Origin of the sequence: Exiguobacterium artemiae 255-15 (assembly GCF_000019905.1) — a bacterium.
Lineage (GTDB): Bacteria > Bacillota > Bacilli > Exiguobacteriales > Exiguobacteriaceae > Exiguobacterium_A > Exiguobacterium_A artemiae.
Window position 1 is genome coordinate 800173 of the sequence record NC_010556.1, and the last position, 16388, is coordinate 816560.

Genomic DNA, 16388 nt, shown 5'->3' on the forward strand with positions numbered 1-16388 from the left:
CTTTATGGTTGGAAGAGAAGCCTGAGGTCAGACATGGCCTTTGGAAAGGAGAACAGACGATGGCGGCCATTGCGACACCACAACCCACGAAAACACCAAAGCCAAAAACGAATCACCGGACGATTGCAGCAGCGATATCGATCGTTCCAGGGATGGGACAACTGTACAACAAACAATTTTTAAAGGGTGCGACATTTTTTATCGTCGTCCTATCGTATTTTTTAGTTAACTTCGAACTGTTTTTTAAAGGTGCTGGGAACGGTCCCGGAGATCGCGGAGCGATCTGGGGATTGATTACACTCGGTGAGGTAGCAGGCGTAAGGGGGGATCACTCGATCTTCTTGATGGTCGAGGGAATCATTGCATTGATTCTGCTTGTGTTTGGTATCGCCATTTACGTTTGGAACTTTATCGATGCGTATCGAATTGGTAAGCTCCGTGACTTGGAATTAGAAGTTCCTTCTTTGAAAATGCAGTTGCGGAACTTCCGAGATAACGGATTCCCGTACGCGATGCTGATTCCATCGTTGGTTCTCCTTGTCTTTACGGTCGTCTTACCTTTGATTTTCACGTTTTTGATTGCCTTTACGAACTATAAGTTCAATAATTCGCCACCGGCGAAACTCGTCGACTGGATCGGGATTCAAAACTTCCTGAACATCTTTACGGTCGACATCTTCCGCGAAACGTTCGTCAGCGTACTCGGATGGACACTCGTTTGGACGGTCGCTTCGACAACAGGTGTCATCGCAATCGGGATTGGTCTTGCGGTCTTGTTGAATCAAAAAGGGTTAAAAGGAAAACGGTTCTTCCGTTCAATTTTGATTTTATCTTGGGCTGTACCGGCATTTATCACAATCCTCATCTTCCGCTCCATGTTCAATGAGACGTTTGGTGTCTTTAATACGACACTGCTACCGGCGATCGGACTTGACAGCGGGCTCGAGTGGATGACAGATCCGACTTATACGAAGCTTGCTTTAATCGGTATTCAGTGGTGGCTCGGTTTCCCGTATATCATGACATTGACGACAGGGATTCTGCAGTCGATTCCAGAAGATTTGTATGAAGCGGCAACGATTGACGGTGCGACGTCAGGTGAAAAATTCCGCCTGATTACATTACCGATGATCTTGTTTGCAACAGCACCGATCTTGATTACGCAATATACGTTCAACTTCAATAACTTCAACATCATCTATCTCTTTAACAACGGGGGACCGGCTGTTCCAGGTCAATCGGCCGGTGGAACAGACATCCTGATCTCCTGGATTTACAAACTGTCACTTGGTTCGAATCCGCAGTACGGATTTGCTGCCGCGATTACGCTGGTGCTGTCGTTCTTCATCATGACGATTGCCGTCATTCAGTTTAAACGTTCAAAATCATTCAAAGATGAGGATATGATCTAATGAGAAAACAAAACCGAATCAATATGGCGTTGTCATACCTCATTTTGACGATCGCCTCGATAATTATCGTGTATCCGCTCCTTTGGGTTGTCGGCACATCGCTCAACCCGGGGAAAAGCATCACTTCGGACATCTTCCCGAGTAATCCGACATTGATCCATTACTTTGATTTATTTGATGCGACACAAACGGATTATGGCATGTGGTATCTGAATACGATCAAAATCGCTGTCATTACGATGGTCGTTTCCGTCGCACTGATTACGTTGACGGGTTACATCTTTTCACGTTACCGGTTCGTCGGACGTAAGAATTCACTGATCTTGTTCCTCGTCTTGCAGATGGTTCCGCAATTTGTTGCCATTATCGCAATTTACGTTCTGTTGAACATGTTGCAATTGTTTGATACGCATTTGGCATTGATTCTTCTGTATGCAGGGGGAGCGATTCCAATGAACACGTATCTTGCAAAAGGATATTTTGATACAATACCAAAAGAACTGGATGAAGCGGCACGGATGGATGGGGCAGGACATCTTCGGATTTTCTGGCAGATCATTCTTCCACTTGCAAAACCAATGGTAGCGGTTATCGCTTTGTTCAACTTCATGGCACCGTTCAACGATTTCATCCTGGCGTCACTTGTTCTCCGCTCACCGGAGAAACAGACACTCGCTGTTGGACTGTACAACATGGTTTCAGAGCAATTCGATAATAACTTCACATTGTTTGCGGCAGGTGCCGTATTATCAGCAGTACCAATCGTTCTTCTGTTCTTCGCATTCCAGCGTTTCTTCGTATCTGGACTGACGGCAGGCGGAACGAAAGGTTAATCAATCAAGGGGGAATCAGCGGCATGAGACGAGGCGTGATGCTTCTCCTCTTGCCGCTTCTCTTGTCTATCGGAATATTTCCACAGACAAGCGAAGCTGCAGGATGGGAAAAGGAACGAATGTACTTCATCATGGTCGACCGGTTTGAAAACGGTGACAAAAGTAATGACTTAGAGGCCAATCCCGATGATCCAAAAGCGTTTCAAGGCGGGGACTTAGCAGGTGTCACAAAGCGTCTGGATTATATCAAGGATCAAGGATTTACATCAATCTGGCTGACACCGATTTTTAAGAACCGGCCAAACGGCTATCACGGATATTGGACGGATGATTATTATGAAATCGATCCGCATTTCGGAACAAAAGAAGAATTTAAAACGTTAGTCAAAGAGGCACACAAACGTGATCTGAAAGTGGTGCTCGATTTAGTCGTCAATCACCTCGGACCGAACCATCCACTCGTAAAAGAAAAACCGGACTGGTTCCATAAAGAACAGACCATCATGAACTGGAACAATCAGGCGGAAGTCGAGAACAATTGGCTGTTTGATTTACCGGATTTCAATACGGAAAATAAAGAGGTCGTCAAGTATTTAGTTGACGTTGCTAACTACTGGGTGGATGAGACCGGAATCGACGGCTACCGACTCGATACGGTCCGTCATGTTCCGCCGGCTTTTTGGAAAACATTCATCCCGGCCGTCAAAAAAGAGCATCCGGATCTCTTTTTATTAGGCGAAGTATTTGACGGTGATCCGCGTAAGATTGCGATCTATTCGAAACTAGGATTTGACTCTGTGACGAACTTCCCGTTTTACTACGGAATCAAGGATCAGTTTGCCCGGAAAAATGGTTCGGCGGAAGAATTAGATTCGGTTTATAATCGAGATACTACGTTTAATCCGAAAGCGATGTCCTTAGCGAACTTTATTGATAATCATGATTTAAAACGCTTTATTACGGAAGCGAAAATCGGTGGAGCCGCGGATGAGGAACGACAATTGCGTTTAGCGTTATTCGCTTTATATGCAGCACCCGGCATGCCGATTGTCTACCAGGGAACAGAAGTCGCGATGCCCGGTGGAGAAGATCCGGGAAACCGAATGATGATGGAATTCGATAAAAACGATAAGATGCAGGAATATGTGCAGACATTAAACAAGATGCGCAAGAACTATCCTGCTTTTGAGACTGGGAAACAGCGGTTGGTGGCTAAAACGGACCATATGGCGGTCTTCGAACGAAAAGTCAAAGATCAGTCTGTCCTATATGCCATCAATTTAGGGGAAAAGAAAACGACATTGCGCGTGAAAGCATCAGAAATCGGTGACGATCAACGTCTGCGGGGGCTATTGTTCTCTGACGTCGTACGTCAAGACGGAGATGCCTATGAAGTAACGCTTGATGCGGGCAGTGCCAATGGATATGTCGTGGAACATTCGCAGGTCAACTGGATGTCGCTCGTTGCGATCGGCTCAATCGCTCCGATCCTTGCCTTAATCATTTTATTCGTCCATCGACGACGGATCAATCGGACAAAGGAAACACACTAAAATACATTTGTAGGGAAATGATGAGGTGAAAGGGATGCAAGTAACAATCAAGGATGTCGCAAGAGAAGCGAACGTTGCACCGTCTACGGTCTCACGTGTAATTGCCAACAGTCCGCGCATCAGTCAAAAAACAAAAGAACGTGTCCGTCAGGCGATGGAGGAACTCGGCTACTATCCGAACGTCCATGCCCGGAGTCTTGCTAATCGAACGACTCAGGCCATCGGTCTTGTCATGCCCAGTGCAGCAACAAAAACACTGCAAAATCCATTTTTCTCGGAAGTAATTCGCGGAATCAGCACAAAAGCACATCAAAACGGTTATTCGTTGTATATGACGACAGGGGTTTCGGAAGAAGAAGTCTACGAAGGTGTCGTCTCGATGGTTCAGGGTCGTCGGGTCGACGGTGTCGTGGTCTTGTATTCCCGGACAGATGATAAGGTCGTTCAGTTTTTACAGGATTCAAAGTTTCCGTTCGTCGTTGTCGGGAAACCATTCAGTGACTCCTCACATGTCACTTATGTCGATACCGACAACTATCTTGCGGGGCGCGAAGTCACGAAATATTTACATCAACTTGGACATGAGTGCATCGCGTTTGTCGGGGGATCCCAGGATTTAGCCGTCACTCAGGAACGGGTCGGTGGATACAAGACAGCTTTGATGGAGGAAGGTCTTCCGATCAACGAATCATATATCGTCAGTGCACCGTTCATGACGACCGGAGGAGCAGACGCCGTCAAACGATTGATGTCGCTTGAGCACCCGCCGACGGCTGTCGTCGTCAGTGATGATATGATGGCGCTTGGTGTCATGAGTACGTTAAATGAGATGGAAATTAGCGTACCCGATCAGATGGCTGTCGTCAGTTTCAACAATCTGTTCATCGCAGAATTTTCCAGTCCGCCGTTGACCTCCGTTGAAATTAACATCTTCGGTTTAGGATTTGAAGCAACAAACTGTCTGATCGAACAAATGAACGAAGAGGCGACACCTTATGGAAAACGTGTCATCGTTCCTCATTATCTAGTTGTTCGTCAATCTTGCGGCGGCACGGCAAAATAAAATGAATGTTATTCAAGAAAACACCACTTGTCCGTTCGCGGCAGGTGGTGTTTTCTTGTGCGGAAAAGGACAAGAAAGCTCTCCGTGATCCAAAAAGACAGGACGAATGGAAAAAGATTTTTATTTTCGTGCAAACGATTGCATTAACGATGATTATGTGTAGAATAAAGAATGTAGAGAAAATTAAAACGCTTACAAAAAGATGCCTAAGCATCGATGTGATTAAGAATAAGGGAGCGACTAATCATGAAACGATTGTTTGATATCAATGAATGGAAAATTACGGAGCAGGGTTTTCATCCGGAAGACAACCGGCTTGCTGAATCGATGACAGCGATCGGAAACGGTCATATGGGAATGCGCGGAAATTTTGAAGAAGACTACTCGGGAGACACGCATCAAGGGATGTACGTCGCGGGCGTCTACTACCCGGATAAAACACGGGTCGGCTGGTGGAAAAACGGCTATCCGGAATATTTCGCCAAAGTCTTGAATGCCGTCAACATCATGGGAATTCGTGTTTCGATCAATGGCAAGAATGTCGATTTAAACGAGTGGGAAGTCGTCGATTTTAAACGGGAACTCGACATGCAACACGGTGTTCTGACACGGACGATGCTGATCCGAAACGGAATCGAGGAAACGAAAATTGAGTCGAAACGCTTCTTCTCGATCGTTGATAAGGAATTAGCTGCACTTCGTTACACGGTCACACCGGTCAACTTTGATGCGGAAGTCGTCATAGAATCCTATCTCGACGCCGACGTCGAAAACGAAGATTCTAACTATGACGAGAAATTCTGGCTTCCGGTCGAGCACGGCGTGGAAGAACGGTTTGCTTACGTCACGTCAAAAACGAAGAAGTTGGACTGGCATGTCACGGCGGCGATGATTACCGATGTCGAAGGTGCGAGATGCGAAGTGCTTGAAAGTACATTACAATATGTCGCCAATCGTTTCACGAAACAGGTACCGGCCGGCGAAGCAGTGACGGCTGAAAAGTTAGTGGCCCTCGTCACGAATCGTGATTATGAGATTGAAGACTTGCTGGCACAGGCGATGAAACGCGTGAATGACGCTTTTGAGAGCGGATTTGACAATGTGCTTGCAGCACATGAAGCGGCCTGGTTGAAGCATTGGGAAGAAGCGGACGTGAAGATTGAAGGGGATATCGAAGCCCAACAGGGAATTCGTTTTAACATTTTCCATATGTTCCAGACGTACACAGGCGAAGATTCCCGCCTGAACATTGGGCCAAAAGGATTTACGGGAGAAAAATACGGTGGGGCGACTTACTGGGATACAGAAGCATATTGCCTGAACTTCTATCTTGCGACATCGAAGCCGGAGGTTGCCTGGAATTTGTTGAAGTACCGTCATAACCAACTCCCACAAGCAAAAGAAAATGCGGATAAAAATGTCGGAATGAAGGGTGCTTTATATCCGATGGTGACGATGAACGGGGAAGAGTGCCACAATGAGTGGGAAATTACGCATGAAGAAATTCACCGGAACGGTGCGATTGCCCATGCGATTTATAACTATACGAACTACACAGGAGATACCTCTTACCTCGGACAATACGGCTTTGAAGTGCTCGTTGAAATCGCACGTTACTGGGCGAGTCGCGTCAACTATGTCCCGCATAAAGATGTTTATATGATTCTTGGTGTCACTGGACCAAATGAATACGAAAATAACGTCAATAACAACTGGTATACGAACTTAATGGCTGCCTGGTGTCTCGAGTATGCGCAGACCGTCTATCGTCACCTGGAGCAGGAAGAACCGGCACGCCTCGAAGAATTGATGCATCAATTGGCTCTCACGGAAGAAGAATTAGCTCACTGGGCCGAGATTGATCAGAAAATGTATTATCCGAAAGACGATTCTGTTCCGGATGTATTCATGCAGCAAGACGGTTTCATGGATAAGGAACAGATTATGGTCGCGGATCTTGATCCAAAACACCTACCGTTAAACCAAAATTGGTCGTGGGACCGTGTTCTGCGTTCTGTCTTCATCAAACAGGCTGATGTTCTGCAAGGACTCTATTTCCTGACGGATCGTTTCTCGATCGAAGAGAAGAAGAAAAACTTTGATTTTTATGAGCCGCGGACGGTCCATGAATCATCACTTTCACCTTGTATCTATTCGATCATTGCGGCTGAAGTCGGTTATGAAGAAAAAGCGATGGAACTCTATCAACGTTCGGCACGGCTCGATCTTGATAACTATAACAACGATACGGAAGATGGTCTCCACATCACGTCGATGGTCGGATCCTGGATGTCAATCGTTCACGGATTTGCCGGACTGCGTGTCGAGCAGGGGACATTGTCCTTCAAGCCGATGTTGCCAAAGGGCTGGACGAGTTATTCGTTCCGGATGCAATGGCGTGGACATCACATTCTCGTTCAGGTCAAGCAGAACGAAGTGTGCATTGAACAAAACGTAGGTGAAGTCTTTACGTTACAGCTTCACGGTGAACCGGTTGAAGTCCCGGCAGAAGGTGCGGTTACCATTCCAGCTTCGATGACTGTTTAAGAAAACCCGAAAAAAGACGGATTTTTACCGGATATGAAACAAAGGGGGCGGATGTCAAATCTGCCCCCTTTTTTCGTCTGAGGAAGAATGTGTTCAACTTCTGAAAATGAGAGCGTTACCAAAAAAAGAAATGTAATTCTTTCATCATCTTGACTATCCGGACACATTTGTTATGTGCTAAAGTGTTCCAAGATAGTTTACGAATGAGAGGAGAACAAGGTGTGACAGCGGTTGTAAAGGAAAGTATGCTAAAAGTGATTGTCGCCTCGATTGGCGGGTTCGTCATCGCAGTAGCGATGAACTGGTTCTTGATTCCAAGTGGTGTTTACTCGACAGGATTTACGGGACTTGCCCAGATTTTAACGCAGGTGTTACAAGGGACGGCGTTTGCTTTCGGGGAAAACGTCTGGTTTTTAGTCTTGAATCTGCCATTGATTGTTTTAGCATGGATCATGCTAGGACGCAGTTTTACCATCATTACATTGATATCGGTTTTGGCGACAACGATTTTTATCGGACTTATTCCTCAGTATGCTGTTATTCCGGGTGATCAAACGCTCAATGCCGTATTTGGTGGGGTCTTACTGGCAATCGGAACCGGAATTACGATTAAATTCGGGGCATCTACGGGTGGTTTTGATATCGTGGCATTGATTTTTGCCCGTTTCTCCGACCGGAGCGTGGGATTATACCTGTTTGTATTGAACTTTTTGATTGCAATCCTTGCAGGAGCATTGTTTGGTTGGTCGACGGCACTGTATACGATTGTCTTCATTTATGTCACGTCGAAAGTCGTCGATGAAATTCATACAAGCAATCAACGGTTGACGATTTTCATCATTACGAATCATGCCGACGATATCACGACGGCACTTCATCAACACATCATTCGCGGAATTACTCAGATGCCGGCCATCGGGACGTACTCACGGGCTGAGAAGTCGACGCTGATGATGGTCATCGAACGGCATGAGTTGCGCGATATTGAACGGATTTGCCGCGATGCGGACGAAACGGTGTTCATCAACGTCGTCGCGACAGACTCTGTCGTCGGTTACTTCCGTAAAGGGTAAGGTGAAACAACAAAGCCGGCTTTTCTGTCTGATGGACAGAGAAGCCGGCTTTGTTCATGAGATTAAATCAGGCCGAGCACATGTTTCAGGTAATAAGCGATTCCGTCTTCCTGGTTCGATTTCGTCGTACCGTTGGCAACCAGTTTCAGTGCTCCGATGGCGTTGCTCATCGCGACACCATGCCCGACGTACTCGAGCATTTCCAAGTCGTTTTCTTCATCTCCGAAAGCAATGATCTGTTTTTGTTCGATTCCGAGATGACGTGAAATTTGGTGTAAGCCGATTGCTTTACTCGTCCCTTTTCGCATGACCTCGACCATATATTCCGGTTTGACCCATTGACGGTTCAAGACCGTTTCCGCATGAATGCTTGAAAGTTCGGACCGGATGTCCTGGACATGTTCACCTTTCGCATGAATCAGGAGCGATGTCGGTTCGTGTTGCAGAACCTTTCGTAAATCGCCGGTCGTTACGGATAAAGCATGATCTGTATAGAATTCATAAATTCCGACCGGATCATTTTGGAAGTAAACATGATCGGTCACCTCACACACGATATTTTGTGTTTTCGAGTCCGATACCGACTCCAGGATGTGCTGGACGGTTTTCAGCGGAATCGGATGATGGCTGACTTCAAAATGTGGATCATGCGGATGGTGAACCAGTCCGCCGTTAAAATTGACGATCGGTGTCGTCAATCCGAGTTCATCGTAATAGCGTTTCGCGTGCCGGAAAGGACGTCCGGTGGCGATGACGACTTCGTGGCCGTTCTCGCGTGCCGTTCTCAATGCGTGTAAGTTGGCCTGACTGATGGTTTTGTCGTCGCGTAATAATGTGCCGTCCAAATCGACGGCGATCAGATGACGTTGCATGGGATACTCACTCCACTCTGGATTCATTACGCTTACTGTAGCATAATCCATCGAAAAATATCTAAAATTGTCTGCTTTTTGAATTCGGGAAAGCGTTTAAAAAAATCGGAGAAAAGCTGTCCGTTCCCTTAAAAAATGATATACTACGAAACGTAGGACATTAAAAAGTAAGTTAAGAAATGGAGGGGGAAGAATGCGTTTTCTCGTTACATTCTTCTGGTCGTTCTTACTCGTGAACACAGCCGTGTTCATCGTATCAGCGGTCGATGCAGTCACGTATAACTTCGGATTCGCGACAGCTATGTCAGTCGTGACTTCACTTGTCGTCTTCGCACTTGATGCAGTCAATGAAGATCTTGGTCTTGGTCAAGGGACAAAGGCAGAATAAGGTAAAAGCGAGATATCGTCATTTGGACGATAGGCTCGCTTTTTATGATTTGGGAGGCAAGTGATGATAATACTTAAAAATGTGACAGTAGCCGGTGAAGCGACGGATGTACTGATTGGTGCGGGGAAGATTCTTGCCATCGGTTCCTATACGGTGGATGAACGGCTGATTACTCAGACGATTGACGGGACGGGGAAACAACTGATCCCGGGTCTGCTCGATGGACACGTCCATCCAATCGGCGGGGGCGGGGAAGGTGGTTTTGCAACACGGACACCTCCGCTTTCGGCCGCTGATTTTCTCGAAGCAGGTGTCACGACCGTCGTCGGATTGCTTGGAACAGATGGCTGGACACGAACAGGAATCGATTTGCTCGCACACTTGCGGGGCTATACGAGCCAAGGAATCCGTTCTTTTCTCTTGTCAGGCAGTTACGCCGTCCCGCCGGTTTCGATTACGCCGTCGATTGCTGAAGATATTCTGTTGATTAACGAAGTCATCGGAATTGGTGAGATTGCGATCAATGATCATCGTTCTACCCAACCGACGGTCCATGAGTTGTCACGTCTTGCTTCGCAAGCACGGATTGCCGGTCTCTTAAAAGGAGTGCGGGGAACGATGAATGTCCATATCGGCGACGGGAAACGCGCCCTTGCTCTGCTCGAAGAAGTAGTCGAAATGACGGATATTCCGATTACCCAATTTTTGCCAACGCACATCAACCGTAGTGAACGGATTTTTGAAGCCGGCTTACGTTGGGCGAAACAAGGCGGGCGTATTGATTTTACGACCTGTACGACGGAAGCATTCATTAAAGAAGGGGAAATTCCAGCAGGACAGGCGCTTCACCGTGCTCTTGCTGCCGGTATTCCTTTGACCCGGATTACGATGTCCAGTGACGCCGGTGCAAGCCCGCCTGCCTTTGACGAGAGCGGGAAACTGCTTCGTCTTGAAACCGGAAAACCGACCTCGATGTTGGATGCGGTCCGTGAAGCAGTGAAGCATGGCGTGCATTTCAAGGACGCGATTCAGACGGTCACGTCAAACGTCGCCGAGGCCTATGGTATTTCCGGAGGGAACATCCAACCAGGTGAACGTGCCGATCTGTTACTGATTGATGACGCTTTGCAAATCGATACGATTCTTGCAGAGGGGCATGCTATAATGATTCAGAAAAAATGGCTGTTGCCAAAATGACGGAGGGATACTGTGTCAAAGAAATCTAACCGTGTGAAATCAACCAAAAAACCGCAATCGAAAGCTAATTGGATTACGGCTGGTGTGATTGCGCTGATCGTCTTGATCGGGGCGACGATGTTACTGTTTACGGATCGAGAGGATACCGCCTCTAAAAACGGAAACCTAACTGCGAGTCAAGTGTCGGATAAGCTGAAGTCCGGTGATGAATTTTATACGTATTTTTATCAGACGGGATGCGTACACTGTGAAAAAGTAAAACCGTACTTAGTACCACTCGGTGAAAAACAGGATATTCCATTTGAACAAATTGACTTAGCCGTCGAACAGTCGGCTTGGGACACGTTTGGAATCGAAGGCACACCGACTGTCGTTCATTTCAAAGATGGAAAAGAAGTCAGCCGCGTATCCGGAGAGCAGACAGAAGACGCGTATAAAGAATTTTTCGCAGGGAAAGCCGTGAAAAATTCCGAGGAAGAGTCGTCAGGTGATTTAAATGATTAAAAAATGGTTCTTTACACAACTGTTTGAACTGAACGGTCATCCGGCCGTCGCAAAACAATTGCGGCGTTTTGCGATGAGTCCGGTCAGCCGTCCGCTGATTCGACCGTTTGTTAAAATGTATGACTTACAGATGCAGGAGGCGGATCAGCCGCTTGAGTCGTATAAGACGCTGCATGATTTGTTTGTCCGGAATTTAAAGGAAACCGTTCGTCCGATTGACCAGTCGGAGCAAGCTGTCGTCAGTCCGTGTGACGGCGTCTTATCGGTTGTCGAGGATTTGACGGAAGACAGTCGTTTTACCGTCAAAGGGCAGACGTATTCGGTATCTGAGTTGCTCGGTTCGCACCATGAAGCCGATCACTACATCGGAGGAAAGGTATTGATTTTTTACCTCAGTCCACAGAACTATCACCGGGTGCATGTACCAATCGACGGAACCGTTCGGACGAGCTATACACTCGGCCGTGATTCGGCACCGGTCAATGATCTCGGACTTGAATACGGAAAACGGCCGCTGACGCGAAACTATCGCCGGGTCACCCGTATCACACACGGGAAACACGCACTGGAGCATGTCATGGTCGGTGCCTTGAACGTGAACACCATCGTCCAAACGAATCAAAACCGAGAAGTCAGACGGGGCGATGAGTTCGGCTATTTTTCATTCGGCTCAACAGTCGTCTTGATTTGCCCGAAAGATGCCATCACATTAGAAACGGACATCAAAGGTCCGGTTTTGATGGGGCAACGCATCGGTTATTGGAATTCATGAATGGAGACGCTCCCGTTACGAAGGGAGCGTTTCGTCATGCTTAGGAGGAAGCTATCATGCAGGTTTTAATGTTTACGGGAGCATCGGGTTCGTCGCTTCAAATTTACGGGGCCTTATTCATTTTTTTAGTGACCTATGCATTTATCATCAGTGAAAAAATTAGTCGGGCAATTGTCGCCCTGTTAGGTGCATTAGCAATGGTGATATTCGGCATCGTCCGGTTGGAATCTGCCTTGTTTGAATACGTTGAATGGGGAACAATCGTCTTATTGATCGGGATGATGATTTTAGTGACGATTGCCAATCAGTCCGGATTGTTTGAATACATTGCCATTCGGGCGGCTAAAAAAACAAAGGGAGATCCGGTAAAAATCTTGATTTTACTATCCGGATTGACGGCACTCGGATCTGCCTTTTTAGACAATGTCACGACGGTCCTGTTGATTGTTCCAATTACGTTTTCGATTACGAAGGTCTTAAAAATCAAGCCGTTTCCATTTTTACTGGCGGAAGTCCTGTTTGCCAACATCGGTGGAACGGCCACATTGATCGGTGACCCTCCGAACATCATGATTGGAGCCGCTAATCCGCATTTGACGTTCAATGCCTTCTTATTGAACCTCGCACCTGTGATTGTGCTGATTACAATCGTGACAATCGGTATTTTGTATATGATTTTCCGCAAACACTTACACGTGGAACCGGAAGACCAACAAAAATTGATGGAGATTGACGAAAACAGCTACATCGTCAGCCGTAAATTAGTCACGCGCAGCAGTATCGTCCTGGTAAGTACGATTGCATTGTTCGTCATTCATCCGTTACTGAGTCGAATCGGTCTTCATTTGGAAGCACCTGCCATCGCAATCCTAGGAGCGACTATCTTAATGCTGCTGACGATTGAAAACAACCACCAATTGGAGGAAGTATTCGCCCGGGTAGAGTGGACGACAATCTTTTTCTTCGCGGGACTGTTTATCTTAGTCGGCGGAATTCAGGAAGTGGGCGTCATCCGTTTCTTGGCAGAAAAAACAATCACGTTGACAGGGGGAGACATCCAGACGACAGCAACCGCTGTTCTTTGGTTATCCGGCATTGCCAGTGCGACGATTGATAATATTCCGTTCGTCGCGACGATGATTCCATTGATCAATGATGTGGCGACAGGAATTGGATTGTCACCCGACAGTCAACAAGTCGACGTCTTATGGTGGTCCTTGTCGCTCGGAGCATGTCTTGGAGGGAACGGAACATTGATTGGCGCGTCAGCCAATGTGATTGTCGCGGGATTAGCTACGCGGCAAGGGGAGAAGTTCACCTACGGAAGATTCTTACTTTACGGGGCTCCGATCACCATCGTAACGCTGATTATTTCGCAACTTTATTTATGGATCCGCTATTATTGAAGAAAATTTTTGAAACGGAAGAGACATGTACTCTTTCGTTTTCTTTTGGTCGTCGCTCTATCAAATGGATTGTGCTATAATCGAACGATAAGAACATAACTGTTTCTTAAACTTAACTATAGAGCTAGACCATTATCTGGAGGTTTTATTCTTGTTTAAACGACTTTATCCAAAACATTTTGTGGCGTCGATTTATGATATCGACTTAGAGATGTTAAAACGAAACGGTGTCAAAGCAATTTTGACGGATCTTGATAATACACTTGTTGCTTGGAATATTGCCGATGCTCCAGACGAATTGGTGTCATGGCTCGATATGGTGAATAACCAATACGGATTTGACGTCATCATCGTCTCGAATAATAACGGCGATCGAGTCAAGAAATTTGCGGATCCACTTGGCTTACATTATATTGCACCGGCCCGTAAACCTTTACCGATTGGTTTCAAACGTGCGTTGACGGAATTTGGTTATCACGCGAAGGAAGTTGTCTTCCTTGGAGATCAATTGTTTACAGATGTGTTAGGCGCAAATTCAGTAGGTATCGAAGTAATTCACGTTCAACCCGTCGTCAAGACAGACGGTGTCGTCACAAAATTTAATCGCTTGATGGAACGGTTAATTTTCCGTCGGATGAAACGCAAAGGGATCTACAAATTGACGCAACGTGTCAAAGAAGATCCGGCAGTGTTAAAACACCCGATTGAGACCCTTCGTCAAGATAAGCAGCAATGACCCTGTCATACCGGTAGATGAAAGGATAGGCAGCAGTCGCAACATGTACGGCGAAAGGTCGGAAGTTACGCTCTTGGAGTGGCGTGCAGGGCGCTACGTTGAATAGAGAAGGGAAAGTCCCGATGCGGCTCAACACACACATGGAAGAAATCAATTGCGCAGGCTGTGGTGTCGCGATCCAAACAGAGGATCCAAAAGCACCTGGTTATGCGCCTAAATCTGCACTTGACCGTGAAATGGTCATTTGCCAACGTTGTTTTAAACTAAAACATTACAACCAAATTCAAGACGTCGCATTAACGGACGATGATTTTGTCAAAATCTTAGATGGAATCGGTCAAAAAGATGCATTAGTCGTTAAAATTGTCGATATTTTTGATTTTAACGGAAGTTGGTTACCTGGATTACACCGGTTTGTCGGAAAAAATGATGTGTTGCTCGTCGGAAATAAAGCCGACCTGCTCCCGAAATCACTTAATCCGAATCGTCTGATGAACTGGATGCGCCAAACATCAAAAGAACTTGGTCTGCGTCCGGTCGATGTCCATCTGATCAGTGCGAAAAAAGGACACGGTGTGGATGAGTTGGCGGAAAAAATCGATTATTACCGTAAAGGACGCGACGTTTACGTCGTCGGCTGTACGAACGTCGGTAAATCGACATTGATTAACCAAGTCATCAAACGTTTCGGTGAAGAAGAAGAAGCTGTCATCACAGTCAGCCACTTCCCGGGAACGACACTTGATTTGATTGATATCCCGCTCGATGATAACTGTAATCTGTACGACACACCGGGAATCATCAATCATCACCAAATGGCACATTATGTGGATGCAAGAGACTTGAAATTGATTACGCCGAAAAAAGAAATCAAACCGCAAGTCTTCCAAATTCATCCGCAACAAACGTTGTTCTTCGGTGGTCTGGCACGTCTTGACTACATGGAAGGCAACAAACGGTCATTCGTCATCTATATGTCAAATGACTTAAAAGTACACCGGACGAAGCTCGACAAAGCAGACGATCTGTATGCGAATCATAACGGAGAATTGTTATCTCCGCCGAATGAAAAGACGCTTGAGATGCTTCCGCCGCTCGTTCGACACGAGTTCAGTCTACGCGACAACATGAAAACGGATATCGTTTTCAGTGGACTCGGTTGGGTGGCAGTTCACGGAAAAGGCGGACGAGTTGCTGCCTATGCACCAAAAGGTGTTGCTGTCTCCTTACGTGAGGCGCTTGTCTGATGCAATTTGCTGTCATCGGTCATCCGATTGCCCATTCACTTTCACCCATGTTGCACGAAACATGGCTGAAAGCGGCTGGGCTTTTCGGTTGTTATACTACGTTAGATGTCGAAGGGGACGGGCTGGAAGCGTTCGTTCAGAAGGTAAGAAAACGGCAGTTTGATGGAATCAATGTGACGATTCCACATAAGTCGGCCATCATTCCTTTTCTTGATCGTCTGGAGCCGGCAGCAGCCCGCGCCGGTGCCGTCAATACCGTCTACTGGGACGGGGAGGAACTGGTCGGTGCCAATACAGACGGCACCGGGTTTGCCCGTGCCCTTGCGACATGGACGAATGCGAAAAACAGTTTAGTGATTGGAGCAGGCGGAGCAGCCCGCGGAATTATTCCGATGCTTCCCGGTCATGTTACTGTCATGAACCGGACGAATCAGACGGCTGAACAGGTGGCTGCTGAATTCGGACAATCTGCTGTTCCGTGGTCAAGGACGCTTGATTTGACGCCATATGATGTCATCATCAATACGACTTCTGTCGGAATGGCTCCTGCCATCGATCAGACACCAATTGAATTGACAGCGACGACAGCCTTGATTTGTGATATTATTTATCGACCGACCCCGACCCGTCTTTTGCGGGAAGCGACCGCAAACGGGCTTGATACACTTGATGGTGTTTTAATGTTTGTACTACAAGCGGCTGAAGCATTTGAACGCTTCACCGGTCATAAACCTGACATCGCTCTCGGCGAGCAGGTGATTAGAAAGCAATTGGAGGAATCATAA

Annotated in this window: 15 protein-coding genes; 14 read left to right on the forward strand and 1 reads right to left on the reverse strand. The window is 46.7% G+C overall.

Translation table 11 applies throughout. From position 1 onward, the window contains the following. Window positions 1-59: 59 nt before the first annotated feature. The 6 genes from EXIG_RS04080 to EXIG_RS04110 all read left to right on the forward strand — a co-directional run bounded on the left by EXIG_RS04080 (window position 60) and on the right by EXIG_RS04110 (window position 8481). Window positions 60-1412 (forward strand): ABC transporter permease subunit, encoded by a 1353-nt coding sequence (locus tag EXIG_RS04080; protein WP_012369656.1) that lies wholly within the window; start codon window positions 60-62, stop codon window positions 1410-1412. Beyond that, window positions 1412-2245 carry a sugar ABC transporter permease gene (locus EXIG_RS04085; RefSeq protein WP_012369657.1) on the forward strand — a complete coding sequence of 278 codons (834 nt, stop codon included), beginning with the start codon at window positions 1412-1414 and terminating at the stop codon, window positions 2243-2245. The genes EXIG_RS04080 and EXIG_RS04085 overlap by 1 nt, the downstream gene beginning before the upstream one ends. Before the next feature lie 23 nt (window positions 2246-2268). Then, entirely contained in the window at window positions 2269-3798 is a 1530-nt protein-coding gene (locus tag EXIG_RS04090; protein WP_012369658.1) for an alpha-amylase family glycosyl hydrolase, read from the forward strand. A 34-nt stretch (window positions 3799-3832) separates the two neighbouring features. Continuing rightward, window positions 3833-4861 carry a LacI family DNA-binding transcriptional regulator gene (locus EXIG_RS04095; protein WP_012369659.1) on the forward strand — a complete coding sequence of 343 codons (1029 nt, stop codon included), beginning with the start codon at window positions 3833-3835 and terminating at the stop codon, window positions 4859-4861. 246 nt (window positions 4862-5107) lie between these two features. Next, window positions 5108-7408, forward strand: coding sequence for a glycoside hydrolase family 65 protein (locus EXIG_RS04105; RefSeq protein WP_012369660.1), 2301 nt, complete (start codon window positions 5108-5110; stop codon window positions 7406-7408). 221 nt (window positions 7409-7629) lie between these two features. Next, window positions 7630-8481 carry a YitT family protein gene (locus EXIG_RS04110; RefSeq protein ID WP_012369661.1) on the forward strand — a complete coding sequence of 284 codons (852 nt, stop codon included), beginning with the start codon at window positions 7630-7632 and terminating at the stop codon, window positions 8479-8481. A 62-nt stretch (window positions 8482-8543) separates the two neighbouring features. On the opposite strand, the gene EXIG_RS04115 is transcribed toward EXIG_RS04110, so the two are convergent. After that, window positions 8544-9353 (reverse strand): Cof-type HAD-IIB family hydrolase, encoded by an 810-nt coding sequence (locus EXIG_RS04115; protein ID WP_012369662.1) that lies wholly within the window; start codon window positions 9351-9353, stop codon window positions 8544-8546. Window positions 9354-9546: 193 nt separating this feature from the next. On the opposite strand from EXIG_RS04115, the gene EXIG_RS04120 reads away from it, so the two are divergent. From EXIG_RS04120 to aroE, 8 genes are all read left to right on the forward strand, one after another. Next, window positions 9547-9741 carry a YjzD family protein gene (locus tag EXIG_RS04120; protein WP_012369663.1) on the forward strand — a complete coding sequence of 65 codons (195 nt, stop codon included), beginning with the start codon at window positions 9547-9549 and terminating at the stop codon, window positions 9739-9741. Between the two features lie 63 nt (window positions 9742-9804). Beyond that, window positions 9805-10938 carry a beta-aspartyl-peptidase gene (gene iadA / locus EXIG_RS04125; protein ID WP_012369664.1) on the forward strand — a complete coding sequence of 378 codons (1134 nt, stop codon included), beginning with the start codon at window positions 9805-9807 and terminating at the stop codon, window positions 10936-10938. A gap of 12 nt (window positions 10939-10950) precedes the next feature. Next, entirely contained in the window at window positions 10951-11442 is a 492-nt protein-coding gene (locus EXIG_RS04130) for a thioredoxin family protein (RefSeq protein ID WP_012369665.1), read from the forward strand. Beyond that, a complete protein-coding gene (locus EXIG_RS04135) occupies window positions 11435-12214 on the forward strand; it encodes a phosphatidylserine decarboxylase (protein ID WP_012369666.1) in 780 nt (259 codons plus the stop codon). The genes EXIG_RS04130 and EXIG_RS04135 overlap by 8 nt, the downstream gene beginning before the upstream one ends. 56 nt (window positions 12215-12270) lie before the next feature. Continuing rightward, window positions 12271-13620, forward strand: coding sequence for an ArsB/NhaD family transporter (locus tag EXIG_RS04140; RefSeq protein WP_012369667.1), 1350 nt, complete (start codon window positions 12271-12273; stop codon window positions 13618-13620). Between the two features lie 151 nt (window positions 13621-13771). Further along, the gene (locus EXIG_RS04145) at window positions 13772-14356 is read left to right on the forward strand and encodes a YqeG family HAD IIIA-type phosphatase (protein WP_012369668.1); all 585 of its coding nucleotides are present in this window, start codon (window positions 13772-13774) and stop codon (window positions 14354-14356) included. Between the two features lie 140 nt (window positions 14357-14496). Beyond that, window positions 14497-15603, forward strand: coding sequence for a ribosome biogenesis GTPase YqeH (gene yqeH, locus EXIG_RS04150; protein ID WP_026829033.1), 1107 nt, complete (start codon window positions 14497-14499; stop codon window positions 15601-15603). Continuing rightward, window positions 15603-16388, forward strand: a complete 786-nt coding sequence (aroE, locus tag EXIG_RS04155; RefSeq protein WP_012369670.1) for a shikimate dehydrogenase — start codon at window positions 15603-15605, stop codon at window positions 16386-16388. Before yqeH ends, aroE begins: the two co-directional genes overlap by 1 nt.